At 71.3% G+C, this 26,888-nt stretch carries 25 protein-coding genes and 2 tRNA genes; 20 read left to right on the top strand and 7 right to left on the bottom strand.

Features of this window, described 5'->3' with window-relative positions; all coding sequences use genetic code 11:
* Nucleotides 1–121: 121 nt before the first annotated feature.
* Entirely contained in the window at nucleotides 122–655 is a 534-nt protein-coding gene (locus E5N76_RS03395) for a hypothetical protein (protein ID WP_149535898.1), read from the bottom strand.
* A gap of 490 nt (nucleotides 656–1,145) precedes the next feature.
* Here E5N76_RS03395 and thrS point away from each other — a divergent pair, with 490 nt between their 5' ends.
* The 19 genes from thrS (at nucleotide 1,146) to E5N76_RS03485 (ending at nucleotide 21,072) form a co-directional block, all read left to right on the top strand.
* Nucleotides 1,146–3,104, top strand: coding sequence for a threonine--tRNA ligase (gene thrS / locus E5N76_RS03400; protein ID WP_149535899.1), 1,959 nt, complete (start codon nucleotides 1,146–1,148; stop codon nucleotides 3,102–3,104).
* Between the two features lie 82 nt (nucleotides 3,105–3,186).
* Entirely contained in the window at nucleotides 3,187–3,711 is a 525-nt protein-coding gene (gene infC, locus E5N76_RS03405; protein WP_149536126.1) for a translation initiation factor IF-3, read from the top strand.
* A 197-nt stretch (nucleotides 3,712–3,908) separates the two neighbouring features.
* Nucleotides 3,909–5,306 (top strand): signal recognition particle protein, encoded by a 1,398-nt coding sequence (gene ffh / locus E5N76_RS03410; protein WP_149535900.1) that lies wholly within the window; start codon nucleotides 3,909–3,911, stop codon nucleotides 5,304–5,306.
* Nucleotides 5,307–5,334: 28 nt separating this feature from the next.
* Nucleotides 5,335–5,670 (top strand): 30S ribosomal protein S16, encoded by a 336-nt coding sequence (gene rpsP, locus E5N76_RS03415; RefSeq protein ID WP_149535901.1) that lies wholly within the window; start codon nucleotides 5,335–5,337, stop codon nucleotides 5,668–5,670.
* Nucleotides 5,671–5,693: 23 nt separating this feature from the next.
* The gene (rimM, locus tag E5N76_RS03420) at nucleotides 5,694–6,221 is read left to right on the top strand and encodes a ribosome maturation factor RimM (RefSeq protein WP_149535902.1); all 528 of its coding nucleotides are present in this window, start codon (nucleotides 5,694–5,696) and stop codon (nucleotides 6,219–6,221) included.
* Complete coding sequence (trmD, locus tag E5N76_RS03425) at nucleotides 6,218–6,955, top strand: tRNA (guanosine(37)-N1)-methyltransferase TrmD (RefSeq protein WP_149535903.1); 738 nt, start codon at nucleotides 6,218–6,220, stop codon at nucleotides 6,953–6,955. The genes rimM and trmD overlap by 4 nt, the downstream gene beginning before the upstream one ends.
* A 25-nt stretch (nucleotides 6,956–6,980) precedes the next feature.
* A complete protein-coding gene (gene rplS / locus E5N76_RS03430; protein ID WP_149535904.1) occupies nucleotides 6,981–7,421 on the top strand; it encodes a 50S ribosomal protein L19 in 441 nt (146 codons plus the stop codon).
* A 57-nt stretch (nucleotides 7,422–7,478) separates the two neighbouring features.
* Nucleotides 7,479–8,909 (top strand): 3-isopropylmalate dehydratase large subunit, encoded by a 1,431-nt coding sequence (leuC, locus tag E5N76_RS03435; RefSeq protein WP_149535905.1) that lies wholly within the window; start codon nucleotides 7,479–7,481, stop codon nucleotides 8,907–8,909.
* The gene (gene leuD / locus E5N76_RS03440) at nucleotides 8,909–9,523 is read left to right on the top strand and encodes a 3-isopropylmalate dehydratase small subunit (protein WP_149535906.1); all 615 of its coding nucleotides are present in this window, start codon (nucleotides 8,909–8,911) and stop codon (nucleotides 9,521–9,523) included. Before leuC ends, leuD begins: the two co-directional genes overlap by 1 nt.
* 34 nt (nucleotides 9,524–9,557) lie before the next feature.
* On the top strand, nucleotides 9,558–10,673 hold the full coding sequence (leuB, locus tag E5N76_RS03445; RefSeq protein WP_149535907.1) for a 3-isopropylmalate dehydrogenase: 1,116 nt from the start codon (nucleotides 9,558–9,560) through the stop codon (nucleotides 10,671–10,673).
* A gap of 79 nt (nucleotides 10,674–10,752) precedes the next feature.
* Nucleotides 10,753–10,829 (top strand) — tRNA-Arg (locus E5N76_RS03450).
* 34 nt (nucleotides 10,830–10,863) lie between these two features.
* Nucleotides 10,864–10,937 (top strand) — tRNA-Arg (locus E5N76_RS03455).
* A gap of 392 nt (nucleotides 10,938–11,329) precedes the next feature.
* Complete coding sequence (locus E5N76_RS03460; protein ID WP_149535908.1) at nucleotides 11,330–11,854, top strand: RNA polymerase sigma factor; 525 nt, start codon at nucleotides 11,330–11,332, stop codon at nucleotides 11,852–11,854.
* Between the two features lie 86 nt (nucleotides 11,855–11,940).
* Nucleotides 11,941–12,858, top strand: a complete 918-nt coding sequence (locus E5N76_RS03465; RefSeq protein WP_207791847.1) for a FecR family protein — start codon at nucleotides 11,941–11,943, stop codon at nucleotides 12,856–12,858.
* A gap of 103 nt (nucleotides 12,859–12,961) precedes the next feature.
* Complete coding sequence (locus tag E5N76_RS03470; protein ID WP_149535910.1) at nucleotides 12,962–15,361, top strand: TonB-dependent siderophore receptor; 2,400 nt, start codon at nucleotides 12,962–12,964, stop codon at nucleotides 15,359–15,361.
* A gap of 8 nt (nucleotides 15,362–15,369) precedes the next feature.
* Nucleotides 15,370–15,522, top strand: a complete 153-nt coding sequence (locus E5N76_RS29320) for a hypothetical protein (protein ID WP_187829951.1) — start codon at nucleotides 15,370–15,372, stop codon at nucleotides 15,520–15,522.
* A gap of 25 nt (nucleotides 15,523–15,547) precedes the next feature.
* On the top strand, nucleotides 15,548–15,682 hold the full coding sequence (locus E5N76_RS30930) for a hypothetical protein (protein WP_268921283.1): 135 nt from the start codon (nucleotides 15,548–15,550) through the stop codon (nucleotides 15,680–15,682).
* Nucleotides 15,683–16,231: 549 nt separating this feature from the next.
* The gene (locus E5N76_RS03480) at nucleotides 16,232–20,596 is read left to right on the top strand and encodes an ATP-binding protein (RefSeq protein ID WP_187829952.1); all 4,365 of its coding nucleotides are present in this window, start codon (nucleotides 16,232–16,234) and stop codon (nucleotides 20,594–20,596) included.
* On the top strand, nucleotides 20,593–21,072 hold the full coding sequence (locus E5N76_RS03485; RefSeq protein ID WP_149535912.1) for a response regulator: 480 nt from the start codon (nucleotides 20,593–20,595) through the stop codon (nucleotides 21,070–21,072). The genes E5N76_RS03480 and E5N76_RS03485 overlap by 4 nt, the downstream gene beginning before the upstream one ends.
* Nucleotides 21,073–21,186: 114 nt before the next feature.
* Here E5N76_RS03485 and E5N76_RS03490 read toward each other — a convergent pair whose 3' ends face one another.
* From E5N76_RS03490 to E5N76_RS03510, 5 genes are all read right to left on the bottom strand, one after another.
* A complete protein-coding gene (locus tag E5N76_RS03490; protein WP_149535913.1) occupies nucleotides 21,187–22,107 on the bottom strand; it encodes an ABC transporter ATP-binding protein in 921 nt (306 codons plus the stop codon).
* Complete coding sequence (locus E5N76_RS03495; protein WP_149535914.1) at nucleotides 22,104–22,748, bottom strand: ABC transporter permease subunit; 645 nt, start codon at nucleotides 22,746–22,748, stop codon at nucleotides 22,104–22,106. The genes E5N76_RS03490 and E5N76_RS03495 overlap by 4 nt, the downstream gene beginning before the upstream one ends.
* On the bottom strand, nucleotides 22,748–23,365 hold the full coding sequence (locus E5N76_RS03500; protein ID WP_149535915.1) for an ABC transporter permease: 618 nt from the start codon (nucleotides 23,363–23,365) through the stop codon (nucleotides 22,748–22,750). Before E5N76_RS03500 ends, E5N76_RS03495 begins: the two co-directional genes overlap by 1 nt.
* Complete coding sequence (locus tag E5N76_RS03505) at nucleotides 23,365–24,243, bottom strand: glycine betaine ABC transporter substrate-binding protein (RefSeq protein WP_149535916.1); 879 nt, start codon at nucleotides 24,241–24,243, stop codon at nucleotides 23,365–23,367. The genes E5N76_RS03500 and E5N76_RS03505 overlap by 1 nt, the downstream gene beginning before the upstream one ends.
* Nucleotides 24,244–24,545: 302 nt before the next feature.
* The gene (locus E5N76_RS03510) at nucleotides 24,546–24,980 is read right to left on the bottom strand and encodes a nuclear transport factor 2 family protein (RefSeq protein ID WP_207791848.1); all 435 of its coding nucleotides are present in this window, start codon (nucleotides 24,978–24,980) and stop codon (nucleotides 24,546–24,548) included.
* A gap of 324 nt (nucleotides 24,981–25,304) precedes the next feature.
* Between E5N76_RS03510 and E5N76_RS03515 the strand changes: the two genes are divergently transcribed.
* Nucleotides 25,305–26,138: a uroporphyrinogen-III synthase gene (locus E5N76_RS03515; RefSeq protein ID WP_149535917.1), complete on the top strand. Its 834-nt coding sequence runs from the start codon at nucleotides 25,305–25,307 to the stop codon at nucleotides 26,136–26,138.
* Between the two features lie 6 nt (nucleotides 26,139–26,144).
* Here E5N76_RS03515 and E5N76_RS03520 read toward each other — a convergent pair whose 3' ends face one another.
* Nucleotides 26,145–26,654, bottom strand: coding sequence for a cupin domain-containing protein (locus E5N76_RS03520; RefSeq protein ID WP_149535918.1), 510 nt, complete (start codon nucleotides 26,652–26,654; stop codon nucleotides 26,145–26,147).
* Nucleotides 26,655–26,888 lie beyond the last annotated feature (234 nt).

Consider the following 26,888-nt stretch of genomic DNA (forward strand, 5'->3'; position numbering starts at 1 on the left):
GGGGCGCTCCTTGGACCGGGCCTGGGTAGCGCGGGTGGCCGAGGTTGCAAAGATCGGGGGCTCCCCATTGGCGGCAGTGCCGCCGATCCGCCTCCGGACCTCGTGCCTCGGCGGCGAGTCCTCAGCGGCCCACCGGCTCCATCCGCACCACCGCATCCGTGGCGGCGGGCGGCGGGGCCGGGGGCGGCGGGGCGGGCGGCTGGGAGAAGGCGGAAACGTCATGCCCGGCCTGGCCGGTCATCGGCGTCATGGTGGCCTGCGGGCGGCGCATGCAGCCGCGGATGATGGGTGCGCAGACGCCATCCGTCCCGATCGGGCGGTCGTTGTTGCCGCTGTAGAACACGCTGTGCACGCGGCCATCCACCAGGCGCATGTTCGCGCTGCAATTGGAGCCGCTGGCGCCGATCTGGTAGCCGCCGCCGATGATCGGCAGCGTGACCTGGACGCCGCCCGTGACATCGCTCTTGTAGATATAGGTGAAGACTTCCGTGCGGTCGTCGATGCGGCTGGATTTGTCGGGGACGCCGGCGCAGCTCTGCAGATCGGCCGAACTCATCCCGACGAGGCTGAGCTGTGCCTCATGCGCCAGGCGCGACTCCTGATGGCCGCAGCTTGCGAAGCATACGGGCAGGGCGAGCAGGACGAGCCGCTTCATGACGCCTCCACGGTTCGGAAGGCTGCCGGTATGGGCCCGGGCCCGCTGACCGGAGAAGGGCCGGCCGGCGGTTTCACAGGTTTATGAAGCGGCAGGACTATAATGCCATGATGGCCGGAACGGCCGGCCCCGCCGGGGCCTTGGGCAGCGGCGCTTGCCTGAGCGGCCGGGTCGCGCCAACGCCCGGCCGAGACTGCGACGGGTGTCGTCGCCATTGCTCCCGGCGCGGGGTGAGTGGAGCAGCGCCCTCGCCATAGTCACTGCCTCTCCCTCGGCCCGGCCACGGCAGGCCCGCGAAGGATCGGGCAGCGGCCGAACCGGCGCGGCCAGGATGGCGAAGCCGTTGCCGGGGTGTAAATACAAGGCGGCACGGTGCGCCGCCCTTGGGGCCGCGCCAGGCCGCCGTCCCGCCTCCGGGCCAGCGCCGCTTGACGCGGGGCGCCCGGCTTCCCATGGTCCGCCGCCTTCCCAACCAGGAGCTTATGCTGCGATGCCTGCGATCACGCTGCCCGACGGGTCCGTCCGCGCCTTCGATGGGCCGGTGACGGGCACTACCGTCGCCGCGGCGATCGGCCCGGGCCTCGCCAAGGCCGCCCTCGCGATGCAGGTGGATGGGGTGACGAAGGATCTGGCGACGCCGATCGAGCGCGACGCCAGCATCCGCTTCATCACCCGCCGCGACCCTGAGGCGCTGGAGATGATCCGCCACGATGCCGCCCATGTGCTGGCCGAGGCGGTGCAGGCGCTCTACCCCGGCACCCAGGTGACGATCGGGCCTGCCATCGAGAACGGCTTCTACTACGACTTCGCCCGCAACGAGCCCTTCACGCCGGAGGATTTCCCGAAGATCGAGGCGAAGATGCGGGAGATCGTCGCCCGCAACGCGCCCTTCGTACGGAGCGTGATGCCGCGCCAGGAAGCCATCGCCTTCTTTGAGGCGAAGGGGGAGAAGTACAAGGCGCAGCTCATCCAGGACCTGCCGGAGAGCGAGGAGATCAGCCTCTACTCCCAGGGCGACTGGATCGACCTTTGCCGCGGCCCGCATATGCGCGGCACGGGGGATGTCGGCACCGCCTTCAAGCTGATGAAGGTGGCCGGCGCCTATTGGCGCGGCGACCACCGCAACGCCATGCTGTCCCGCATCTACGGCACCGCCTGGCGCGACCAGAAGGAGCTGGACGCCTATCTTCACCAGCTGGAGGAGGCGGAGAAGCGCGACCACCGCAGGATCGGCAAGGAGATGGACCTCTTCCATCTGCAGGAGGAGGCGGTGGGCAGCGTCTTCTGGCACCCCAAGGGCTGGAAGCTCTACCGGGTGCTGGAGGATTACATGCGCCGCCGGCTGGATGCGCATGACTACCGGGAGGTGCGGACGCCGCAGCTCGTGGACCGGCGGCTCTGGGAGGCCTCCGGCCATTGGGAGAAATTCCGCGAGCACATGTTCATCGCCCGGGTCGAGGACGAGGACGAGAAGGACCGCATCCTCGCCCTGAAGCCGATGAACTGCCCCTGCCATGTGCAGATCTTCAACCAGGGGCTCCGCAGCTACCGGGAGCTGCCGCTGCGCATGGCGGAGTTCGGAAGCTGCCACCGCTACGAGCCGTCCGGCGCGCTGCACGGCATCATGCGCGTCCGCGCCTTCACCCAGGATGATGCGCACATCTTCTGCACGGAATCGCAGATCGCCAGCGAGACCGTCGCCTTCGTCGCGCTGCTCTCCGCCATCTACCGCGATCTGGGCTTCGAGAGCTTCCGGGTGAAGTTCAGCGACCGGCCGGCGACCCGCGCAGGCACGGATGAGGTCTGGGACCAGGCGGAGGGCGCCCTCAAGGAGGCCTGCCGGATCGCCGGCGTCGAGTACACGCTGAACCCGGGGGAGGGCGCCTTCTACGGCCCGAAGCTGGAATTCGTCCTGCGCGACGCCATCGGCCGGGACTGGCAATGCGGCACGCTGCAGGTGGATTTCGTGCTGCCGGAACGGCTCGGCGCCGAATACGTCGCGGAGGACGGATCGCGGAAGCGGCCGGTCATGCTCCATCGCGCCATCCTCGGCAGCTTCGAGCGCTTCATCGGCATCCTGATCGAGCAGCATGCCGGGCGTTTCCCGCTCTGGCTCTCCCCGGTGCAGGTGGTGGTGACGACCATCGTCTCGGACGCCGATGACTTCGCGCGCGAGGCGGCGGCGGCGCTGCAGGCGGCCGGGCTGCGCGTTGACCTCGATCTGCGGAACGAGAAGATCAACCGCAAGGTCGTGGACCATATCGACCAGCGCGTGCCGGTGCTGGCGGTGGTCGGAAGGCGGGAGGCGGAGGACCGGAGCCTGGTGCTGCGCCGCCTGCCGGGCCGCGAGCAGGTGACCCTGCCGCTCGCCGAAGCCGTTGCCCAGCTTGCCGTTGAGGCGACGCCGCCCGATTTGGCGGCAACCTCACGGAAGGTTGCATCGGCGTGAGGCAGGCCCCATAAGTTACGCTTCCCCCTGGAGGGGGAAATTTCCGTCACAGCCACAGGAGACGACCATAGCACGAGGTCCCATTCCGAATCAGCCGCCAACGCGCGACGGCCCGCGGGTCAATGAGGAAATCCGCGTTCCGCAGGTGCGGCTGATCGACCAGAACGGCGAGATGATCGGCGTGATGTCCGCCCGCGACGCTTTGCTGCGCGCCTATGAGGTGGGCATGGATCTGCTGGAGATCAGTCCCAACGCCGTCCCGCCCGTCTGCAAGATTACCGACTACGGCAAGTACAAATACGAGCAGCAGAAGAAGGCCAACGAGGCCCGCAAGAAGCAGAAAATCGTCGAAATCAAGGAAGTCAAGGTTCGCCCGAACATCGACGACCATGATTACGACGTGAAGATGCGCCAGATGAAGAGCTTCATCGGCGAAGGTGACAAGGTGAAGGTCACCCTGCGGTTCCGTGGGCGCGAAATGGCGCACCAGGACCTTGGCATCAAGGTGCTGGAGCGGATCCGGACCGAGCTCGGCGAGACCATCAAGGTCGAGCAGATGCCGCGGCTCGAGAATCGGCAGATGATCATGGTGCTGGCGCCGAAATAGGCTTCTCCCTCGCCGCCTGCTTGACGCGGGCGGCCAGGGGGCCTAATCGGCCGCCTTTCCGGGCCTGGCCCGGATTCCGATGGTCCCCCCGCCGGGCGGGGGGCTCCCGCCGCTCCGCGAAGGCTCGCGCAGCGGCGCGTTTTCGTTTGGGGGCAATCCCGCCCCCAGAGGCAGGGTGGGCAGGCAGGCAGGCCGCGATGTTCGAGGCATTGTCCGGCAAGCTGAACGGGGTGTTCGACCGGCTGCGCCGCCGCGGCGCGCTGAGCGAAGCCGATGTGGCGGAGGCGCTGCGCGAGGTGCGCGTGGCGCTGCTGGAAGCCGATGTCGCCCTGCCGGTGGTGAAGGATCTGACCGCCAAGGTGCGCGAGCGCGCCGTGGGCGTGGAGGTGCTGAAGAGCGTCTCCCCCGCCCAGCAGGTGGTGAAGATCGTCCATGACGCGCTGGTCGAGGCTCTCGGCGGCGGCGCGGAGGACAGTGGCGCGCGGGGTATCGACCTCGCCGCGGCGGCGCCGGTCGGCATCCTCATGGTCGGCCTCCAGGGCTCCGGCAAGACCACTACTTCCGGCAAGATCGCCCTCCGGCTGAAGAACCGCGAGAAGAAGAAGGTCCTGCTCGCCTCGCTGGACGTGCACCGCCCCGCGGCGCAGTTGCAGTTGGAGACCCTGGCGAAGCAGGTCGGCGTCGCCTCCCTGCCCATCGTCGCCGGCCAGACGCCGCTCGAGATCGCCGCCCGCGCCATGGACCAGGCGCGGCGCGAGCTGTTCGACGTGGTGGTGCTGGACACCGCCGGGCGCCTCGCCATCGACGAGGCGCTGATGGCGGAGGTGGCGGCGGTGAAGTCCGCCACCAACCCGCATGAGACGCTGCTCGTCGTCGATGCCATGACCGGCCAGGATGCGGTGAACACCGCCCGCGCCTTCCAGGAGAAGGTCGGCGTCACCGGCATCGTCATGACGCGGATCGACGGCGATGCCCGCGGCGGCGCGGCGCTCTCGATGCGCGCCGTCACCGGCGCGCCGATCAAGTTGCTCGGCGCCGGGGAGAAGCTGGAGGCGCTGGAGGATTTCCACCCCGACCGCATCGCCGGCCGCATCCTCGGCATGGGCGATATCGTCTCGCTTGTCGAGCGCGCCGCCGAGACCATCGACCGGGACGAGGCGGAGAAGCTCGCCGCCCGGATGCAGAAGGGCCAGTTCACGCTGGAGGATTACGCGAGCCAGCTCAAGCAGATCGGCAAGATGGGCTCGCTCTCCGGCCTGCTCGGCATGCTGCCTGGTGTCGGCAAGATGAAGCAGCAGCTCGAGGACGCCAATCTCGACCAGACCATCCTGAAGCGCCACGCCGCCATCATCTCCTCCATGACGGTGAAGGAGCGGCGCCACCCGGACATCATCAAGGCCTCCCGCAAGAAGCGCATCGCGGCGGGCAGCGGGGTGCAGGTGCAGGATGTGAACCGCCTGCTGAAGCAGTTCGACGACATGTCCGCGATGATGAAGCGGATGAACAAGCTCGGCCCGCAGGGGCTGAAGCGCGGCGGCCTCGGCGCGCTTCTGCCCAAAGGGATGCAATTCCCCGGCGGCCGGAAACCCTTTTGATTCTTACCCACGGAGCGATACCGACACCATGGCCCTGAAGATCCGCCTCGCGCGCGCCGGCGCCAAGAAGCGCCCCTACTACCACATCGTGGTGGCCGACAGCCGCAGCCCGCGCGATGGTCGCTTCATCGAGAAGCTGGGCAGCTACAACCCGATGCTGCCCTCCGACCACGCCGACCGGGTGAAGCTGCAGGATGAGCGCGTGACGCACTGGCTGAGCCAGGGCGCGCTGGCCACCGACCGCGTGGCGAAGTTCCTAGGCAAGGCGGGCCTCGCCCCGATGCCGGCGCTGCGCGAGCAGCCGAAGCAGTCCGCGCCGAAGAAGAAGGCGCAGGAACGCGCCGCCGCCGCCGCGGCGGGCTGAGGCACGCGAACGGGGCCTGACCGGTGGCGGGCAAGCGGATATTGGTGGGGGAGATCGGCAGGCCGCACGGTGTGCGCGGCCTGGTGAAGCTGCGCAGCTTCACCGCCGATCCCGATGCCATCGCCGATTACGGCCCGCTGACCGACGAGGCGGGCACCCGCCAGTACCGCGTGGTGCTGCTGGGCGACGGGCTGGCGCGGGTGGACGGCGTCACCGACCGCGACGGGGCGGCGAAGCTGACCGGCACCAGGCTTTACGTCGAGCGCGCCGCCCTGCCGCCGCCGGAGCCGGAGGAATACTACCTGGCGGATCTGGTCGGCCTCGCGGTGGAGACGCCGGAGGGGCAACCTCTCGGCACCGTCCGCGCGGTGGAGGAGCATGGTGCCGGCAGCTTCCTGGTCGTCCAGGGGCGCAAGGAGCTGTTGCTGCCCTTCACCCGGGCGGTGGTGCCGGTGGTGGATCTCGTCCTCGGCAAGCTCACCGCCATCCCGCCTGACGAGGTGGTGGTGCCGCCCTCCGCGCCTTCGGCCCAGGGGGAGGCGGCGGAATGAGCTGGCGGGCGACCATCCTCACCCTGTTTCCGGAGATGTTCCCGGGGCCGCTCGGCCATTCCCTGGCCGGGCGCGCGCTGCGGGAGGGCGTCTGGGGGCTGGAGGCGATCGACATCCGCGGCTTCGCCACGGACCGCCACCGCAGCGTGGACGACACGCCCTGCGGCGGCGGCGCCGGCATGGTACTGCGGCCGGATGTGGTGGATGCGGCGGTGGGCGCCGCCCTGGCCGCCGGCGCGGCGCGCCCCGCTTTGGTGCTGACGCCGCGCGGCCGGCCGCTGACCCAGGCGCGGGTCCGCGAGCTGACGGCCGGCCCAGGCGCCATCCTGCTCTGCGGCCGCTTCGAGGGCATCGACCAGCGGGTCATCGAGGCCCGGGCGCTGGAGGAGATTTCGATCGGCGACTACGTCCTCTCGGGCGGGGAGACGGCGGCGATGGTGCTGCTGGATGCCTGCATCCGCCTGCTGCCCGGCGTCATGGGCGCCGCCGCCAGCGCCGAGGAGGAAAGCTTTTCCAGCGGGTTGCTGGAATACCCGCACTATACCCGCCCCACCGAGTGGCAGGGCCGGGCCGTCCCGCCGGTGCTGCTCTCCGGCCACCATGCCGAGATCGCCGCCTGGCGCCGGGCGGAGGCGGAACGGATCACCCGCGAACGCCGCCCGGACCTCTGGGCGAAGCTGCACCCCCATGCCGCGGAGGCGGAGGCCATGGACGGCCGCCCCGCCGCCGCCTAAACGAATAGACGAAAGGACCGCTTCCATGAACCTGCTGCAGCAATTCGAGGCTGAGCAACTCGCCAAACTCTCCGCCGCCCGCGCCGTGCCGGAATTCGCCCCGGGCGACACCGTGCGCGTGATGGTGAAGGTGGTGGAGGGCGAGCGCACCCGCACCCAGGCCTATGAGGGCGTGGTCATCGCCCGCTCCAACCGCGGCCTGAACAGCAATTTCACCGTCCGCAAGCTCTCCTACGGCGAGGGGGTGGAGCGCGTCTTCCCGCTCTACTCCCCCTCGGTCGCGGAGATCGCGGTGGTGCGGCGCGGCAAGGTGCGGCGCGCAAAGCTCTATTACCTGCGCGGCCGCACCGGCAAGTCGGCCCGCATCCAGGAGCGCACCACCACCCAGGGGGGCGGTGGCGCCGCCGCCGCGGCGGGGAGCCCGAAGGCCGCCGCCGCGCAGCCGTCGGAACAGCAGGAAGCGTAACGGAGTTCCGCCCCGCGCCGATCCGCGCAGGGCGCAAGAAGGAGTAGGAACCAACGCATGTCAGGGCAGAAGCCGCGCACTCTCTTCGACAAGATCTGGGACGCCCATGTGGTGGACACCCTCCCGGACGGCACGGCTCTCCTTTACATCGACCTTCACCTTACGCATGAGGTGACGACGCCGCAGGCCTTCGACGGGCTGCGGCAGGCCGGCCGCAAGCTGCGCCGGCCGGACCTGACGCTCGGCGTCATCGACCACAACATCGCCACCGATGCCAGCCGCTATACCGGCATCGTCGATCCCGAAAGCCGCCTCCAGGTCGAGACGCTGGAGCGGAACGCGGCCGAATTCGGCATGCCGCTGATCCCGCTGCTGGACGACCGGCAGGGGATCGTCCATGTCATCGGGCCGGAGCTGGGGCGCAGCCTGCCCGGCATGACCATCGTCTGCGGCGACAGCCATACCAGCACCCATGGCGCCATGGGCGCGCTCGCCTTCGGCATCGGCACCTCGGAGGTGGAGCATGTGCTCGCCACCCAGACGCTGCTGCAGAAGCCGGCGAAGAACATGAAGGTGGAGGTGACCGGCACCCTCCCCTTCGGCTGCTCGGGCAAGGACATCACCCTCGCCATCATCGGCAGGATCGGCACCGCCGGCGGCACCGGCCATGTGATCGAGTATTGCGGCGACACCATCCGCGCGCTGGACATGGCCGGCCGGATGACGGTCTCCAACATGGCGATCGAGGGCGGCGCACGGGCCGGGCTGATCGCGCCGGACCAGACCACCTTCGACTACATCGCCCGCACGCCGAACGGCCCGAAGGGCGAGGCGCTGGCGCGCGCCATGGAATGGTGGAAGACGCTGCCCACCGATGCCGGCGCGCAATTCGACAAGGTGGTGACGCTGAACGCGCATGAGATCGCGCCGCAGGTCACCTGGGGCACCAGCCCGGAGGATGTGCTGCCCATCACCGGCGTGGTGCCGAACCCGGAGGAGGCGGCCGACGAGGCCCGCCGCGCCCAGCTCCGCCGCATGGTGGAGTATATGGGCCTGACGCCCGGGCAGAAGCTGCAGGATCTGAAGATCGACGTCGCCTTCATCGGCTCCTGCACCAACTCCCGCATCGAGGATATCCGCGCCGCCGCCGCCATTGCCCGCGGCCGTCGCGTGGCGGATGGCGTGCGCGCCCTGGTGGTGCCGGGCTCCGGCCTGGTGAAGAAGCAGGCGGAGGCGGAGGGGCTGGACCGCATCCTCACCGAAGCCGGCTTCGAATGGCGCGAGGCGGGTTGCTCCATGTGCCTCGGCATGAATCCGGACAAGCTGACGCCGGGCCAGCGTTCCGCCAGCACCAGCAACCGGAATTTCGAGGGGCGCCAGGGCCCGGGCGGCCGTACCCATCTGCTGTCGCCCGCCATGGCCGCCGCCGCCGCCATTGCCGGGCATCTCGCCGATGTCCGCGACTACCAGCCGAAAGGGAGCGTGTGATGGAAGCCTTCACCACCCTCACGGGCATTGCCGCGCCGCTGCCCAAGGCGAATGTGGATACGGACCAGATCATCCCGGCCCGCTTCCTGAAGAGCATCAGCCGCACCGGCTTCGGCAAGAACCTCTTCGCCAATTTCCGCTACAAGGAGGACGGCTCGGAGAATCCCGATTTCGTCCTGAATCAGGAGCCGTATCGGAAGGCGGAAATTCTCATCGCCTTCGAGAATTTCGGCTGCGGCTCCTCGCGCGAGCATGCGCCCTGGGCGCTGCTGGATTTCGGCATACGCTGCGTCATCGCGCCGGATTTCGCCGACATCTTCCACAACAACAGCTTCAAGAACGGCGTGCTGCCGGTGAAGCTGCCGCGGGAAGTGTGCGAGCAGCTCATGGAGGATGCGCGGATGGGCGGCAATGCCCGCCTCACCGTGGATCTGGAGCGCCAGGTGGTGGTGCGGCCCTCCGGCGAGGAGATCCCCTTCCAGATCGACCCGTTGCGGCGGCATCTGCTGCTGAACGGCCTCGACGACATCGGCCAGACGCTGCAGCACGCGCCGGCGATCGACAGTTACGAGGCGCGGCAGAAGGCCGCGCAGCCCTGGCTGCACGGCGGCTGAGCCGCCGCCAGCCGCGACCGGAGAAACGCCGCGCATGGCTGCCAACAAGAAGCTACTCGTTCTGCCGGGGGATGGGATCGGCCCGGAGGTGATGCGGGAGACCCGCCGTGTCATCGAGTGGATGGCGCGCCGCCGCAGCCTCGCCTTCGAGATCGAGGAAGGGCTGGTCGGCGGCTCCGCCATCGAGGCCGAGGGCGCGCCGATCTCGGACGCCACCGTGGCCCGCGCCAAGGCTGCGGATGCCGTGCTGTTCGGCAGCGTCGGCGGGCCGAAATGGGACGGGCTGCCCTTCGAGCAGCGGCCGGAACTCGGCATCCTCAGGCTGCGCAAGGATCTCGGCCTCTTCGCCAATCTGCGCCCCGCGGTGGTGCTGGACCCGCTGGCGGAGGCCTCCTCGCTGAAGCCGGACATCGTCCGCGGCGTGGACATCATGGTGGTGCGGGAAAGCACCGGCGGCGTCTATTTCGGCGAGCCACGCGGCGTCGAGACCCTGGCCGACGGCAAGCGCCGCGGCTTCGACACCGATGTGTACCATGAGGACGAGATCGCCCGCGTCGCCCGCATCGCCTTCGACCTGGCACGCAAGCGCCGCAACAAGGTGACGAGCGTCGAGAAGGCCAATGTCATGCAGTCCGGCCGCCTCTGGCGCGCCGTGGTGGGCGAGGTGCACAAGGCCGAATACCCGGATGTGCAGCTCGAGAACATGTATGCCGATAATTGCGCCATGCAGCTTTGCAGCCGCCCGGCGCAATTCGACGTCATCCTCGGCAGCAACCTGTTCGGCGACGTGCTAAGCGACCTGGCGGCGGCGCTGACCGGCTCGCTCGGCATGCTGCCCTCGGCGACGCTTGGCGCCGTGGATCCCGTCACCGGCAAGCGCCATGCGCTGTACGAGCCGATCCATGGCTCGGCGCCGGATATCGCCGGCAAGGGGATCGCCAACCCCTGTGCCCAGATGCTCTCCTTCGCCATGCTGCTGCGCTGGTCCTTCGGCTTCGAGGACGAGGCGGCGCTGGTGGAGCAGGCGGTGGAGAAGGTGCTGGCCGGCGGCCTCCGCACCGCGGACATTATGCAGCCGGGCATGGCCCGGGTCGGCACCTCGGTGATGGGCGAGGCGGTGGTGCGGGAGCTGGACAAGCTGGCCGGATAGGTCTTCGCCAGCGGGGGAGGGGGGTTGCGCCGCGCCGCGCCCTCCGCTATCTCGCCGGCCTCGCCGCTTCGGCGGCTGCGCGCCCGTAGCTCAGCTGGATAGAGCACCAGACTACGAATCTGGGGGTCAGGAGTTCGAATCTCTTCGGGCGCGCCAAACTTCCTTCCATACCGTTGCACGCCCGGTTGCGGCGCCCGTAGCTCAACTGGATAGAGCACCAGACTTCGGATCTGGGGGCTGGGAGTTCGAACCTCTCCGGGCGCGCACCTGCAAAGCCGTCGAAGGGCATGTTTTGCGTGGCGGTCCGCGGTGTCCGGCCGGCGCGCATGGCGGGACCTGGCCGACCGATGCATCAGGCCGGGAGCCGCGTTCGCCCCCTTCTCGGCCGCAGAGAAGGCGGTGGTCGTCGCCTTCGGCCACCATGCCTCCCTGCCGCGCGACGACCGCCTCCAAGCCCCGTGCCGTAAGGCGCCCGAGGCCTTGGAGGGGATGCCCCATCTCCCGGCCCAGGCGGCCAGGCCAGCTTCCCGGCCGTCTTCCACCTGCGTCACGGGATCGCGCCCAGGCTGCGCCGACCGGCGCCCGGTGGCGCCTCGCTACTACTTGCGAATCATTCGCATTCTAGCTACGGGGCAATCCTGGCCGATGGGAATCGCATGCCGGACGACCTGGACGCCCTCTTCCGACGGCATCACCGCGAGCTGCAGCGCTACGCCCGCGAGGGGCTGCGGGACCGTTCCCAGGCAGCCGACATCGTCCAGGACGCCTTCCTCCGCTACGCCATGGCCGCGCAGGGACGGGGGGACGCGCCGCGGCCGATCGCCAACCCGGTGGCCTTCCTGTGGCAGGTCGTGCGCAACATCGTCCGCGACCATGGGCGGCAGCACCGGCGGCGCGGCGCGCCCCTCGACCTCCAGGAATTCTCGGAAAGCCTCGCCGATCCGCGGCCCTCGGCCGAGCGCATCCTGGTTGCCAGGCAGGAATTCCTGGTGCTGCGGGCCGCCCTGGACGAGCTGCCGCGTCACTGCCGCCTTGCCCTGCTGCTCAGCCGGACCGAGGGGCTGACGCATCCGGAGATCGCCCGGCATCTCGGCATTTCCACCAGCATGGTCACCAAGCATGTCATCCGGGCGCTGCGCCATTGCACCCGGCGCCTGTCGGCGCATCTTCCGCTGTCGTGATCGGGCGGCCGAACGTCTGTATCCTTGAAGCCCCGGACCGCATCCCGCAGCCCATGACACGACGCCTGTCTCCTGCCGAGTTGGACATGCCGCTCGAACCCGCGCGCGAGGCGGCGCTGGAATGGGTCGTGCGCCTGCATTCCGGCCTGGCCTCGCCCGGGGACCACGCGGCCTATGCCGCCTGGAAGGCCGCCGACCCCGCCCATGCCGCGGCAGCGGCGGAAGCGGAGCGAAGCTGGGCGGCGATCGGCGCCGCGCCCCGCCCCAGGCCCTCGCGCCGCCGGGCGGTTATCGCGGCAGGACTCGTCCTCGGCGCCGGAGCGTTCGGCGCCTCACGGCTGCCGGCCATCCGCAGCGGCTCGGCTCGGCTCCTGGCTGAGCAGCGCACGGCGGTCGGCGAACTCCGGCGCCTCACGCTGCCCGACGGCTCGGCGCTGGAGATGGATACGGCGACCAGCCTCGACCTCGACTTCGCTGCGGACCGGCGGCGCATCCTCCTCCATGCCGGCCGCATCCATGTGGAGGTCGCGCCCGATGCCGCGCGGCCCTTCCTGGTGGCGGCCGCCGGCGGCGACAGCCAGGCCCGCGGTACTGCCTTCTCGGTGGCGCGGAGCGGCGCCGAGGTGCGCGTCCTCGTCACCCGGCACAGCGTGCAGGTGCGCTATGGCGGCGCCGAAACCCTGCTCCAGGAGGGGCAGGAGGTCGATTACAGCCCGGCCATCGGCCTGGGGCGCCCGCGCGGCGTCAATCTGGCGGCCGCCACCGCCTGGCAACGCGGCCAGCTCGTCTTCAACGGCGAGCCGCTCGGCGAGGTGGTCGCCACGGTCTCGCGCTACCGCCGCGGCTGGCTTCTGCTGCGCGGCGAGGCGCTGGCGCAGCGCCGGGTCACCGGCGTCTTCCCGACCGGCGACACCGAGGCCTTCCTCCAGGCCCTGCCGGCGCTGCTGCCGGTGCGCATCCGGCGCCTGCCGCTGCTCGACATCATCGAGCCGCTCGGCGCCTGAGCGGCGATTCGTTACGTCATCATATTTTCCCGGCCGTGTTCGCGGGCACGGACGTCTGGACCCGGTGAGGGCGCCGCTTGCGCGCCGCTGATCGGGGTTCGGAATGACCGGAATTCGTCTCGCGCTGCTGGCTGCCGCCGCCCTGGCCTGGGCCCCGCTGACCGGCCAGGCGCAGGAGGCCGTACGGCTGGCCCAGGCCTCGCCCGCGCCGCGCAGCTTCAGCATTCCGGCCGGCCCGCTGGCGCAGGCGCTGCCGGCCTTCGGCGCAGCGGCCTCGCTGCGAATCCTGGCGCTGACGGAGAATGTCGGAGACCGCCGGACCCAGGGCGTCTCCGGCACGCTGCCGCCCGAGGAAGCGCTGCGCCAGCTCCTCGCCGGCACCGGCCTCACCTACCGCTTCACCGATGCCGCGACCGTCACGCTGCTGCCGCTGCCAGGCAGCGGCGCGCTGGAACTGCCGGAGGTCCGCGTGGATGCCGGCCTGCCGCGAGCCTACAGCCCGCTGCGCAGCTACGTGGCCGCCGTCAGCGAAACCGCGACCAAGACGGAGACGAGCCTGCTCGAAACCCCGCAAGCCCTGTCCGTCATCGGCCGGCCGGAGATCGAGGCGCGCCAGCCGCACAGCATCTCTCAGGCCCTGCGCTACACGCCCGGCATCACGGCCGACTACCGCGGCTCGGTGAACCACTACGACGTGCTCTACGCCCGGGGCTTCGGCGGCTTCAACATCATCTACCAGGACGGGATGCGCCTGCTCTTCGGCAATTACGCCATCGCGCAACCCGACCCCTACACCATCGAGCGGGTCGAGGTGTTCCGCGGCCCGACCTCGGTGCTCTACGGCCAGAACAACCCGGGCGGCATGGTCAACCTGGTCACCAGGCGCCCTCCGGCGGAGCCGGTCCATGAGATCCAGCTCCAGGCCGGCTCCTTCGGGCGGATCACTGGCGGCTTCGACCTCGGCGGACCGCTGGGCGAGAGCGGCCAGTGGCTGTACCGCCTGACCAGCCTGGCCGGCAGGGCCGACTCCCAGGTGGACCATATCGAGGAAAGCCGGATCTCCCTCTCGCCGGCGCTGACTTGGCGACCCTCGGCCGATACCAGCCTGACCCTGCTCGGCAACTACCAGCGCGACCCGGAGGGTGGCTTCTTCGGCTTCGTGCCGGCGCAGGGCAGCTTCCTGCCCAACCCGAATGGCCGCATCCCGACCAGCTTCTACGATGGCGAGCCGGGCTTCGAATATTTCCGGCGCAAGCAGATCCAGGCGGGCTACCTCTTCGAGCACCGCTTCGATGAGGTCTTCACGCTGCGCCAGAACCTCCGCTACCAGCATATGGACGTGCAGTGGGGCCGCGTCGCCTCGGCCGGCCTGCGGGCCGACCTGCGCACCCTGAACCGGGAGGCCAACACCGACGACGAATCCCTGGCCGGCCTCACCGTGGACACGCAGCTTCAGGCGCGGCTGCAGACGGGCCCGGTGCAGCACACGCTGCTGGCAGGCGTGGACTATCAATGGTCCTCCAACCAATACGCCATCGGCAGCGCCGCGGCGCCCCCTCTCGACATCCTGACTCCCGTCTACGGGGCCGCCATCGCCCGCCCGCCCGTCTATCTCAGCATCAACCAGCGGGCCGACCAGATCGGCCTCTACCTGCAGGACCAGATCCGCTTCGGCCGATGGTCGCTCCTCCTCGGCGGCCGGCATGACTGGGCTGACACGCGGTCGACGGACCGGCTGCTTGACCGGACCACCCGGCAGTCCGACGGCGCCTTCACCAGCCGCGTCGGCCTCGTCCATACCTTCGACATCGGCCTCGCGCCCTATGTCAGCTACTCCACCTCCTTCCAGCCCGTGCTCGGCAGCGATTTCTCCGGCGCTGCCTTCAGGCCGACGCGGGGAGAGCAGTACGAGGTCGGCATCCGCTACCAGCCGACGGGGATGGACTCCTACCTCGCCGCGTCCCTGTTCCATCTGACGCAGCAGAACGTCACCACCACGGATCCCGCGCATCCGAGCTTCAGCGTGCAGACCGGCGAGATCCGGTCCCGCGGCCTGGAGCTCGAGGCCAAGGCGAGCCTGGCAAGCGGGCTGAACGTGACGCTGGCCGCGACCTTCCTCGACCCCGAGGTGACGCGCAGCAACACGGCCAATCTCGGCCATCGGCCCATCGGCATTCCGCGTATCACCGCCTCGGCCTGGGCCGACTACACCTTCCAGGACGGGCCGCTGCGCGGCCTCGGGCTCGGCGGCGGCGTGCGCCATGTCGGCCGTACGGCGGGCGATGCGGTGAATTTCTACTCGGTGCCGAGCTACACGCTCGTCGACGCCATGATCCGCTACGATCTCGGCGAGCTGAGCCCGGGTCTGCGCGGCGCGCGCATCACCATCAACGCCAACAACCTGGGTGATGAGCAGTATGTCTCCTCCTGCAGCAGGGCGCCGAACAACTGCTATTACGGGCTGCGCCGCACCGTGCTGGGCACGCTGAGCTACCGCTGGTGACGGGCGGAATGCGCGACGGGTCGCGTGCCGCTGAACGTGCTGACCCCGACGCTCCCTTCGGCAACGCTTTCGACCAGCGCGCCAGGGAGGCCGGCATCCGGCCACGCATCATCGCCGAGCTGCACCCGACGGGCGATCTGCCGGGCGGCGATCGCCGGTAGCGGCGCCGGGCTGGCGGAGGATGCCGTGGCGCAGGGGGCCGCCCTGCGTCCCGGCTTCCGCATCCTGCCCCTGCCGCAGGAATTCGAGTGGCACCTGGCGCTGTTGCATCCGCGCCGCCGCCGCCTCATCCCCGCCGTGACGCGCTGCTGGCCCGGCTGATCGCCGCCCGGGCGCGGGAGAGCCGCTGCCGTCCGGATCTGCCGGTGGCCGCCCTCCGGCCAGGGCGGTCGCCCTGGGGCGTGATCGGCCAGGGTCGAATCGACCGGAACCGTGAATCACACGGCCCAACAACGAGCTGGAGCGGGACAGGTCAGCGAAGCTCAACCGATCCCGCTCCAGCCGCCGCCCGCAGGGGGCGCGCGCGCCCCCTGCCGCCAGGGATCCGGCGCCCCTCCGCCGCGCTGCCCCCGCCCCGGCCGCGGCACGCGCCGCGCAGCCCAGGCGCATGGAACGCGCGCGGAAAGGTGACACGCCGGGTGTCATGGGATCGCGACCTTCGCCCGTTGCCAGCGATCTTATGATCGTGTCATGGCTTGAGCAGCGCCGGCCCATGGGGTGCCATCTGCCTTGCTGCGGGAGGAAGAGAGAGCCGGTGCCGCCACCACGCCCTGAGTTGAGGACACCCCGGAATCGCCCTGCTCCCCGGATCGCCAGGCGGGGTGCCGCCGGTCCGGCGCGGCGGACGCGATGGCCCAGGACAGGCCGTGCATGCGCCGCGAGGTAACGATCCCGATTTCCCCCTTCCTGCCGGATGCCGCGCCCCGCTTCCTCGCCGGCGGCGGCGAGATAGGCGCGCGGATGCGCCAGTTCGACTGGGCGGCGACGCCGCTCGGCCCGCCGGACTCCTGGCCGCAAAGTCTGAAGACCGCCGTCCGCATCATGCTCACCTCGCGCCAGCCGATCTGGATCGGCTGGGGGGAGGAGCTGACCTTCCTCTACAACGACCCCTACAAGGCGATCATCGGCGGCAAGCACCCCTGGGCGCTGGGCCGGCCCACCGCGGAGGTCTGGCAGGAGATCTGGCAGGATATCGGCCCGCTGCTGGCCACCGCCCTGACCGGCGACGAAGGCACCTATGTGGAGAAGCAGCTCCTCGTCATGGAGCGCAACTTCTATCCGGAGGAGACCTACTACACCTTCTCCTACAGCCCGGTGCCGAAGGACGGGGGCGGCACCGGCGGCATCATCTGCGCCAATACGGAGGACACCCAGCGCGTCATCGGCGAGCGCCAGCTCGCCCTGCTGCGGGACCTGGCCGCCAGCACGGCCGAGGCGCGGAACTGGCGGCAGGTCTGCGAACGCGCCGCCGCCACCCTGGCCGGCAACCCGCGCGACCTGCCCTTCGCCCTGCTCTACATGGCGGAGCCGGACGGGCAGGGCCTCGCCCTGGCCGGCGCGGCGGGGATCGCGCCCGGGCATCCGGCGGCGCCCGCCCGCCTGCCGCTCGAAGGCGCTGCGCCCTGGCCGGTCGCCGAGCTGCTGCGCCAGCCGGAGCTGCGCCTCGTCCCCGATCTTGCGGCGCGCTTCGGCTCCGGCCTGCCCACCGGCGCCTGGCCGCGGCCGCCCGCCCAGGCCGCCCTGCTGCCCATCGCCGCCGCGGGCGCGGCGGGGCGGACCGGCTGCCTCATCCTCGGGCTGAATCCCTATCGCCTGTTCGACGAGGGCTACCGGCAATTCCTCGGCCTGGTCGCCGGCCAGGTCTCCGCCGCCCTGGCCAATGCCGAGGCCTATGAGGAGGAGCGGCGGCGGGCGGAGGCGCTGGCCGAGCTGGACCGCGCCAAGACCGCCTTCTTCTCCAATGTCAGCCATGAATTCCGCACCCCGCTGACCCTGATGCTGGGCCCGCTGGAGGAGGTGCTGGCGGCGCCGGCGGGGCTGGCGCCGGCGGACCATACCCGGCTGGAGACGGCGCACCGCAATGCCCGCCGCCTGCTGCGGCTGGTGAACAGCCTGCTGGATTTCTCCCGCGTCGAGGCCGGGCGGGCGCAGGCGCAATCCGCCCCGGTGGACCTCGCCGCCTTCACCGCCGAGCTGGCCTCCTCCTTCCGCTCGCTCTGCGAGCGCGCCGGGCTGGCGCTGGAGGTGGATTGCCCGCCTTTGCCCGCGCCGGTCTTCGTGGACCGCGGCATGTGGGAGACGATCACCCTCAACCTGCTCTCCAACGCCTTCAAATTCACCTTCGCCGGCCGCATCCGCGTCTCGCTCCGCCCCGCCCAGGGCGGCGCCACGGTGGTGTTGACGGTGCAGGATACCGGGACGGGCATCCCGGCCGAATCCCTGCCGAAGGTCTTCGAGCGCTTCCACCGTGTCGCGGGCGCGGAGGGCCGCAGCTTCGAGGGCAGCGGCATCGGCCTCGCCCTGGTGCGGGAGCTGGTGCGGCTGCATGGCGGCGAGATTGCGGTCGAGAGCCGGCCGGGTAAGGGCAGCGCCTTCACCGTGACGCTGCCCTTCCGGGCAGCCCCGCTGCCGGACGGGCCGCTGGCCTCGGCGCCGGCGGCGCCCGCCGCCGCCCGCGCCGAGGCCTATGTGGAGGAGGCGCTCCGCTGGCTGGAGGGGAGCGCGGCGGCGGAGGGCCCGCCGCCCGGCCCGGACCTTGGGGATTTGCTGCCGCGCCCTGCCCTGCCCGGCGGCCGCGTGCTGCTGGCCGACGACAATGCCGATATGCGCGACTATGTCGGCCGGCTGCTCGGCGATGCCGGCTATGCGGTGGAGGCGGTGGCGGATGGCGCGGCGGCGCTGGCGGCGGCGCGGCGGCGGCCGCCGGACCTCGTCCTCGCCGATGTGATGATGCCGCGGCTCGACGGCTTCGGATTGCTGCGCGCCCTCCGCGCCGAGCCGGAGCTGGCCGAGGTGCCGGTCATCCTGCTCTCCGCCCGGGCCGGCGAGGAAGCCCAGGTGGAAGGGCTGGAGGCCGGCGCCGATGACTACCTGATCAAGCCCTTCTCCGCCCGGGAGCTGCTGGCCCGGGTCGGCGCCAGCCTTTCCCTCACCCGGGCGCGGCGGGAAGCGGCGGAGGCGGTGCGGGCCCGCTCCGCCGAGCTGGAGGCGGTGCTGGCCACGGTGCCGGCCGGCGTCTGGTTCACCCGGGACCCCGAGGCGCGGCAGGTCTGGGGCAACCGCCACGCCGCCGCGCTGCTGCGCCTGCCGGAGGACGCCAATGCCTCCATGGTGGCAGGGCCGTCCGGGCATCTCGGCTTCCGCGTCTTCCGCGACGGGGTGGAGGCCGCGCTCGAGACCCTGCCCCTGGTGCGCGCCGCGCGCGGCGAGGAGGTGCGGGGCGACGAACAGGAGATCCGCTTCGCCGACGGCGCCCCGCCGGTGGTGCTGCTGTGCCATGCGATGCCGCTGCGCGACGCGGCCGGCGAGCTGGCCGGCGCGGTGTGCGCCGCGGTGGACATCACCGACCGCCGCCGGGCGGAGGAGGCGCTGCGCGAGGAGACGCGTACCCTGGAGGTGCTGCACCATACCGGCATCGCGCTGGCCGCCGAGCTCGACCTCGGCCGCGTGGTCCAGATGGTGACGGATGCCGGGACCGAGGTCTCCGGCGCCGCTTTCGGCGCCTTCTTCTACAACGTGCTGGACGAGCGCGGCGAGGCCTACACGCTCTACGCCCTGTCCGGCGCGCCGCGCGAGGCCTTCGCCAACTTCCCGATGCCGCGCAACACGGAGGTATTCGGCCCGACCTTCCGCGGCGAGGGCGCGGTCCGCGTGGAGGACATCACCCAGGACCCGCGCTACGGCCGGAACGCGCCGCATTGCGGCATGCCGGAAGGGCATCTGCCGGTGCGCAGCTACCTGGCCGTGCCGGTCACCTCCCGCTCCGGGGAGGTGCTGGGCGGCCTGTTCTTCGGCCATCCGCAGCCGGGAATCTTCACCGAGCGGGCGGAGCGGCTGGTCGTCGGCATCGCGGTCCAGGCGGCGATCGCCATCGACAATGCCCGGCTCTACCAGGAGGCGCAGCGGGAGATCTCGGCGCGCGGGAAGGTGGAGGCGGCGCTGCGCAACAGCGAGGCGCGGCTGCGCGACCTGCTGGCGACGCTCGATCTCGGCGCTTCCATGGCGCGCGACCTCGGCGGGACCATCCGCTTCTGGTCCGAAGGCTGCACCCGCCTCTATGGCTGGAGCGTGGCGGAGGCCGTCGGCCGCGATGCGCACAGCCTGCTCCGCACCGTCTTTCCCGTCCCGCGCGCCGAGATCACGGCGACGCTGGAGCGGGAGGGCGAATGGGTCGGCGACCTGCGGCAATGGACGCGGAACGGGGTGGAGGTGGTCGTCGAGGCGCACAAGATGCTGCGGCGCGACGCCGAGGGACGGCCGGTGGCGGTGCTGGAATCGCTCACCGACGTGACCGCCCAGCGCCAGGCCGAGGTCGCGCTGCGGGAGGCGCTGGAGACCAGGGAGGTGCTGCTGCACGAGGTGAACCACCGGGTGAAGAACAGCCTGCAGCTCGTCTCCTCCCTGCTTTCCCTGCAGGCCTCCCGCTCCACCGATCCGGAGCTGCGGATCGGGCTGGCCGAGGCGCGGAGCCGCATCGGCGTCGTCTCGCAGGTGCATCGGCGGCTCTACCAATCCGGCACCCATGGCCGCATCGACGACCTCGGCGGCTTCCTGCGGGAGCTGTGCGACGATACCGTGGCGGCGCTGGATCCCAGGGGGCGGGTCCAGCTTGCATTCGTCGCCGATGCCATGGATGGCGGCAGCCCGCTGCGCGCGCCGATCGACCGTGCCGTGCCCCTGGCGCTGATCGTCTCCGAGCTGGTGACGAATGCGATGAAATATGCCTTTCCAGAGGAGCGGCAGGGGAATGTCCGAATCGCCCTCCGGCGTCCGGAGGCGGAGGAGGGGAGCCTGGTCATCTCCGTGGCGGATGACGGCGTTGGCCTGCCGGACGGCTTCGATCCCGCGACGTCCAGGGGCATTGGCATGCGCGTCGTCACCACCCTGCTCCGGCAATTGCGGGGCCGGCTGAAAGTCCACCCCGCCTCGCCGGAGGGGGGAGCTGCCTTCGATATCATCATGCCGCTGCCGGACCCGGCGGGAAGCGGCACTGGCCCAGGGGAGACCCGATCTTGATCGGCCGAGACAGATTGATGCTGGTGATGATGGCCGCCGAGGCGCGCGCGCAGGGCGGCGGCCCCTTACGGGTGCTGGTGATCGAGGACGAGGCGCTGGTCGCGCTGGAGATCGAGACCTTCCTGACCGCGGCGGGCCATGTCGTGGTCGGCGTGGCGGCGGATGGGGTGGCCGCCGCCGGGCTGGCGCGGCAGGCCACCCCGCTGCCCGACCTGGCGCTGGTGGATATGCGGCTGGCGAATGGTTCGAGCGGGCTGCAGATCGCCGCGGATTTCGCGACGCTCGGCATTCCGGTGCTGTTCGTCACCGGCAATTGCCCGGACAGCCAGGGCCGGGGGGTGGCCCTGGGCTGCCTCAGCAAGCCCTTCACGGAAGGCGAGCTCATCGCCTCCGTCGCCGCGGCCGAGGCGGTGCTGCGGGGGCGCCCGCTGCCGCGGCGCCTGCCCTCCGGCCTGCAGCTCTACGGCAGCGGCTGAGCCGCGGCCGCCGGGCATTCGGGTGAGGGCCGCTGCGGCGGGCGGGGGTTCCGCGGCCGGCCAAGGGCGGCGCGGGCGGGGCGTTCCGGGATCTCTCCCGGCGCGCCAGCCGCCTCAGACGGCGGCCAGGTCCAGCACCGCCTCCAGCGTCACCGCCCCGCCGCCGGCCAGGGGCACCGCGCGGGTGCCGCGGGCGAGCATTTCCGCCAGCGCATCCCGCAGCGTCGCCTCGGCCGGCAGGGGCGGGCCCGCCGCCGCCGCCTCGCCCCGCGCCGCCTTCGCAGGGAAGAGGCCGAGCCGGGTCAGCGCCCGGTCGCTGCCGAGAAAGCCGGCGACGAAGCCATTCGCCGGATGCGCCAGCAGCGCCTCCGGCGGCGCGTGCTGCACCAGCCGCCCATCCCGCAGCACCGCCACGGCATCGCCCAGGCGCATCGCCTCCGCCACGTCATGCGTCACCACCAGCACGGTCTTGCGGAGCTGGCGCAGCAGCTTCAGCACCTCGTCCTGCAACTGGCGGCGGCGCACGGGGTCCACGGCGCCGAAGGGCTCGTCCATCAGCAGCACCGGCGGGTCCCCGGCCAAAGCGCGGGCGACGCCGACGCGCTGGCGCTCGCCGCCGGAGAGCTGGTGCGGCCGGCGGGCGGCGAATTGCCCGGGGGGCAGGCCCATCATCTCCAGCACCTCCGCCACCCGGGCCTGGATGCGGGCTTCCGCCCAGCCCAGCAGGCGCGGCACCGTCGCCACATTCTCGGCGACGCTGCGATGGGGGAAGAGGCCGCCTTCCTGGATGACGTAGCCGATATGGCGGCGCAGTTGGACCGGATCCTGGCGCAGCGCATCCTGGCCGGCGATCAGCACGCGGCCGGCGCTGGGTTCCACCAGCCGGTTCACCAGCCGGAGGGTGGTGGTCTTGCCGGAGCCGGAGGGGCCGATCAGGGCGCAACTCGTCCCTTCCGGCACCTCCAGGGTGATGTCGGCCACGGCGGGGGCGGCGGCGCCGGGCCAGGCCTTGCTGAGTCCTTCCAGTCGGATCATGCCTGCACCCCCCGTTGCAGCCGCCGCTCCAGCAGGCCGAAGCCGGCTTCCGTCAACAGGGCCAGCGCCGCGATCGCCACCGCCCCCAGCAGCATCCGCCCGGTATCCAGCAGGGCGAGCCCCTGGGTCACCAGATCCCCCAGCCCGCCGCCGCCGATGAAGGTGGCCAGCGCCGCGGCGGAGACCACCTGCACCGCGGCGATGCGCAAGCCCGCGAAGAGCAGCGGCAGGGCGAGCGGCAGCTCGACCCGGAACAGCGTCTGCGCCCGCGTCATCCCCAGCCCCTTCGCCGCCGCCACCGCCGCCGGATCGGCGCCGCGCAGCCCGACCACCAGATTCACCAGCACCGGCGGCAGCGCCAGCAGCGCCAGGGCGATCACGGAGGGGGTGAAGCCCACCCCCAGCAGCGGCAGCAGCGCCGCCAGCACGGCGAGGCTCGGCAGGGTGCGGAGGGCGCCGGCCAGGGTGATGGCCAGCTCCGCCAGGCGCGGCCGGTGGGCGACCGCCAGCCCCAGCGGCAGCGCCACCCCAATGCCGAGGGCGAGCCCGGTGAGGGAGAGCAGCAGATGCTCCCCCACCGCCCCGGCGAAGAGCGCGGGGTTGCCCCGCAGCCAGGCGAAGGCCTCGGCCAGCGCCTGCATCAGGCGACCGCCGGCAGGCGGCGCTGCACCGCGCCCAGCCCCTGGTCCAGCAGCAGGGCCATGGCGGCGACGAGGCCAGCGCCGACCAGGATCTTCTCCGTATGCCCCTGGTCCAGCCCGGTCAGGATCAGCGTGCCGAGCCCGCCGGCGCTGATATAGGCGGCGACGGTCGCGGCCGAGACCAGGGTGACGGAGGCGACCCGCAGCCCGCCGAGCAGGGCGGGCAGGGCCAGCGGCAGCTCCACCCGCCAGCGCCGCTGCCAGGGGCTGAGGCCCATGCCCGTCGCCGCTTCCTTCACCGGCGCCGGCACGCCGGCGAGGCCGGCGACCAGGGCGCGCAGCAGCACCGGCAGGGCGTAGGTGACGAGGGCCAGCAGCGCCGGGGCGAAGCCGAGGCCGAGCACCGGCACCAGCAGGGCGAAGAGCGCCAGGGTGGGCAGGCTGTAGAGCAGCGAGGCGCTGCCCAGCAGCCAGGCGCTGAGGCGCGGCCGCCCCGCCGCCAGCAGGCCGAGCGGCAGGGCCAGCGCCAGGGCAATCAGCAGCGCCGCCAGCACCAGTTCCAGATGCACGGCGGTCGCGGTGAGGATGGTGTCGAGGTTGCGGCCGGTCCAGCGCATCAGGTCAGGCCCTGGGCGCGGAGGAAGCGGCTGGCGACCTCGCGCGGCTCGTCGCCATCCTGGTCCACTTCACGGTTCAGCCGCTGCATCACCGCATTGTCCAGCTTGCGGCCGAGGGCGGCGAGGGGCGCTTCCAGCTCCGGCGCCTCCCGCAACGCGGCGCCGCGGACCACGGCGCAGAGCTGGTAGGGCGGCCAGAGGGCGCGGTCGTCGCGCAGCGTGACATAGCCGCCGACGGCGATCTGCCAGTCCGTCGCATAGGCGTTCACCACATCCGCCTGGCCATGGGCGAGGGCGGCGTAGCGCAGGCCGAGCGCGGCGAATTGCCGGAGGCGGCGGAATTCCATGCCATAGACCCGGCGGAGGCCGGGCAGCCCGTCGGCACGGTCGGCGAATTCATTGCCGGCGGCCAGGGTCAGCCTGGGCGCTTCGCGGGCAAGGTCCGAGAGGGTGGCGAGGTTCAGCCGCCGCGCCGTGGCGGGGGTGACGAGCAGGGCATTGCCGTTGTCGATGCCGGAGGGGGCGATCCAGCGCAGGTCGAAGCGTTCGGCGTAGCCGGCCTGGACCTTGGCGAGGATGCCGGCAGCATCGCCCTCCGGCTTCTCCTTCAGCACCACGCCGAGGCCGGTGCCGGTGTATTCCGGGTAGAGGTCGATCTCGCCGCTGATGAGCGCCGCCTGGGCGATGGCGGTGCCGCCGAGATTGAGCCGCCGCTCCACCGTGGCGCCCATGGCTTCCAGCGCCTGGGCGTAGAGCTCGCCGACCACGAGCTGCTCGGTGAAGTTCTTGGAGCCGATGCGGAGGCGCGGCGCCGCCTGTCCGGCGCGGGGCGGCAGCAGGGCGGGCAGGGCCAGCAGGGCGCGTCGGGGCAGGGGCATGGCGGGCAGCCTAGAGCGGTTTCACGCTGACTGTGCAGCGCGAAACCGCTCTAGCTTATGGATCGTAGAGCAGATTCACGCCTCCGGGCGATGCCGCCCTCCGGCGATCTGCTCTAGCCCATGTGCCGGCGGATAGCGCCACTCCGGCATGCCCGCCGCCTTCGCCCGCCCTCCAGGACGCAGTCGCGTCCCCGCGCGCTCGATGGCCCAGGGAAGCTTCGTGGCGCCCCCCGTCGCAGCCGAGCGCACCTGGCCACGGGGAGCGTCCCAGCTTCACATGCCGCCGGGCGTGGCAAGCGGCATCAGACGATGCCGTGCGCCCTCAGAAGCGCCTGCTCATCCCCCGACACCCAGCCGAACACCTTCGGCTCCCCGTCCAGCGCCTGGACGAAGTAGTGGACGTCGAAATCTATCGCCACCTCCGGTTGGCCCTGGCGGGCATAGATTGCCGTCCAGGCGACATGCGCCACGCAATGCTGCGCATCCATCGGGGAGAGGCGGACATCGCGTATCCGCATCTCCTTCGTCCCGATCGCCCGGTAGCGCGCATAGCCTTGCACCATGGCCTGCTTCAGCCGGTCGTCGTTCCTGCCGGTCATGACGCCGGCAGGCGAGGCCGCTATGAACTCGGAAGCATACAGCGCCGCGACCCCATCCATGTCCATGGCGCCGCCGAGGGACTGGTTGAAGAGGCTCTCGTATCGCTCGAAGAATTTCCTGACGCGGGTTTCCATCATGCGCTCTCCGATGGCCTGCATGGTGCGGAAGCGGAAATTCGGGCCGGGACATTGCCGCCGCGCGCCGTGCGAATAGCACGCTTCCGGCGCGATGCGCGGCGCGCCTCCCTGGCACGAAAGCCGGAGCATGGTCCGCGCGCATGGTCGGCTTCGCCCGCGAGGAAGGCAGGGCGGCAAGGAAGACGCGGCGTGCCTCTGCCCTATCCGCAGCCGGCGCCGCGGGGCGCGCAGCCCGGCCGCGGAATGGCGCTCCGCCCCAACGGCATTCCGCGATAGGCTCCCACCCCCCAGCCCGGACGGGCCAGGCGAAAGAGGAGCGCGGCGATGGCGGATGCCCTGGCCGGGATGCAGGTGGTGGTGCCGGAAACGCGGGAGATGGAGGTCCTCGCCCGCATGCTGGAACGCCAGGGCGCCACCGCCATACGCTGCCCGCTCGTCGCCATCATCGACGCGCCGGACCCTGCCCCCATCGAGGCCTGGCTGCGCCGTTTCATCGCCACCCCGCCGCAGACGCTGATCCTGCTGACCGGCGAAGGCCTCACCCGCCTGCTCGGCGTCGCCGCCCGGGCGGGGATCGAGGCGGAATTCCGTGCCGCCCTGGCCGGGGTGCGGCGCATCTGCCGCGGCCCGAAGCCGGTCGCCCGGCTGCGCGCCCAGGGCCTCGCGGCGGATCTGGCGCCGGAACCGCCGACCACCGCCGGCATCATCGCCGCCCTGCCGGGCCTCGCCCTGGCCGGCCAGCGCGTCGCCGTGCAGCTCTACCCGGACAACCCGAACGCGGCGCTGCTGGACGCGCTCCGCGCCCAGGGCGCTACCCCGGACCCCATCCTGCCCTACGCCTATGCCTCCAAGGAGGACGATGCCCGGGTGCTGGCGACGCTGGCGGAGATGGCGGCGGGGCGGGTGGACCTCATCGTCTTCACCAGTACGCCGCAGCTCCGCCGCCTCACCGCCCTGGCCGAGCCGGCGCTGCTGGCCGAAGCCCTGCGCCGCACCCGCATCGCCGCGGTCGGGCCGGTGGTGGCGGAGGCGGTGCGGGAGGCCGGGGGCGAGGTGGCGGTGATGCCGGAGGACAGCTTCCACATGAAGCCCATGGTGAACGCCATCCTGGCCGCCCTGGCCTCGGGCGGCCTGGCCTTCACCGAACCCGCCTCCTGAACCCGCTCAGACCCCGCCGGTCTTGTGGATCGGGTCGATCCACAGCACTTCCTCCGGCTTCTCCACCGGCTCGATGTCGAGATTCACCACCACCGCCTCATTGTCGGAGCGCACCAGCACGCAGCGCAGCGTCTCATCCGTGCTGGCGTTGATCTCCTGGTGCGGCACGAAGGGCGGGACGAAGATGAAATCGCCCGGGCCCGCCTCGGCGACGAATTCCAGCTTCTCGCCCCAGCGCATCCGGGCACGGCCGCTGACGATGTAGATGACGCTCTCCAGCTCCCCGTGATGATGCGCGCCGGTCTTGGCGTTTGGGTGGATATGCACGGTGCCGGCCCAGATCTTCTGCGCGCCCACCCGGGCGGCGTTGATCGCGGCGGCGCGGTTCATGCCCGGGGTCTGCGCCGTATTGGTGTCGAGCTGATCGCCCGGGATGACGCGCACGCCGGTATGTTTCCAGCCATCCTCCGGGGTGTGGCTGCCATCGGGTTCATGGTGGTGGCCGTCATGCGGCATGGCGGGTTCCCCTGGCTTCGGTGTCCTGCCCGCTCGATCTGCCGGATGTCCGGCGACGGGGCGGATAAGCAGGCCACTCATACATAAAGTACATGGAGCTGGCGCCCCGATGCCGATCCGCGGGATTTCGGCAGCAGGACACTGGCCTGGAAGATAGGCCGGGCAGCGGCGAACCACCATGGGGGACGCCGGGTTTTCGCCTTGGCACGGCGGCGGATCGTTGATCCAGGACGC

Source organism: Siccirubricoccus phaeus, from assembly GCF_008360935.1.
GTDB classification, from domain to species: Bacteria; Pseudomonadota; Alphaproteobacteria; order Acetobacterales; family Acetobacteraceae; genus Siccirubricoccus; species Siccirubricoccus phaeus.